This is a genomic window from Serratia sp. 14-2641, from assembly GCF_001692375.1.
Taxonomy (GTDB): domain Bacteria; phylum Pseudomonadota; class Gammaproteobacteria; order Enterobacterales; family Enterobacteriaceae; genus Chania; species Chania fonticola_C.
Window position 1 is genome coordinate 1 of the sequence record NZ_LXKR01000094.1, and the last position, 1,241, is coordinate 1,241.

A 1,241-nucleotide genomic window follows, 5' to 3' on the forward strand; every position below is an offset into this window, starting at 1 on the left:
TCGGTGCTACTGGTCACGCCGCCGACTTCCGCTTCCACCTTGACGCTGCCCGCTTTATCGCTGGTCACCGGCAGAGAGGCGATACCGTTCTCGTCGGTGGTCACCGTCTGCTGACGGGTCGAGCCGTCCGGCTCGGTCACGGTAAAGGTGACGTCGAAGCCTGGGATCGGGTTGCCGTTCGCATCCTTCACCGGCAACTGCACGGTATTGACGTCGGTGCCGTTGGCCACGGTGTTACCCGCTTCTGCCGTCAGGCCGTTCTCGTCGATGGTCGCCGTGGCATTGTCCGCCACGAAGCTCAGGTCGGTGCTGCTGGTCACGCCGCCCACCTCCGCTTCCACCTTGACGCTGCCCGCCTTGTCGCTGGTCACCGGCAGAGAGGCGATACCGTTCTCGTCAGTGGTCACCGTCTGCTGACGGGTCGAACCGTCCGGCTCGGTCACGGTAAAGGTGACCTCGAAGCCCGGGATCGGGTTGCCGTTCGCATCCTTCACCGGCAACTGCACGGTGTTGACGTCGGTGCCGTTGGCCACGGTGTTACCCGCTTCCGCCGTCAGGCCGTTCTCGTCGATCTTGGCCGTGCTGTTGTCCGCCACGAAGCTCAGGTCGGTGCTGCTGGTCACGCCGCCCACCTCCGCTTCCACCTTGACGCTGCCCGCTTTATCGCTGGTCACTGGCAGAGAGGCGATACCGTTCTCGTCAGTGGTCACCGTCTGCTGACGGGTCGAACCGTCCGGGTTGGTCACGGTAAAGGTGACATCAAAGCCCGGGATCGGGTTGCCGTTCGCATCCTTGACCGGCAACTGCACGGTGTTGACGTCGGTGCCGTTGGCCACGGTGTTACCCGCTTCTGCCGTCAGGCCGTTCTCGTCGATCTTGGCCGTGCTGTTGTCCGCCACGAAGCTCAGGTCGGTGCTACTGGTCACGCCGCCGACTTCCGCTTCCACCTTGACGCTGCCCGCTTTATCGCTGGTCACCGGCAGAGAGGCGATACCGTTCTCGTCGGTGGTCACCGTCTGCTGACGGGTCGAGCCGTCCGGCTCGGTCACGGTAAAGGTGACGTCGAAGCCTGGGATCGGGTTGCCGTTCGCATCCTTCACCGGCAACTGCACGGTATTGACGTCGGTGCCGTTGGCCACGGTGTTACCCGCTTCTGCCGTCAGGCCGTTCTCGTCGATGGTCGCCGTGGCATTGTCCGCCACGAAGCTCAGGTCGGTGCTGCTGGTCACGCCGCCCACCTC

1 protein-coding gene is annotated in these 1,241 nt (G+C 64.3%); it reads right to left on the reverse strand.

The window, feature by feature from the left end; translation table 11 throughout:
- A partial coding sequence (locus A6U95_RS26880; protein ID WP_198927330.1) for an Ig-like domain-containing protein occupies positions 1–1,229 on the reverse strand: 1,229 nt, incomplete at its 3' end.
- Positions 1,230–1,241: the final 12 nt, after the last annotated feature.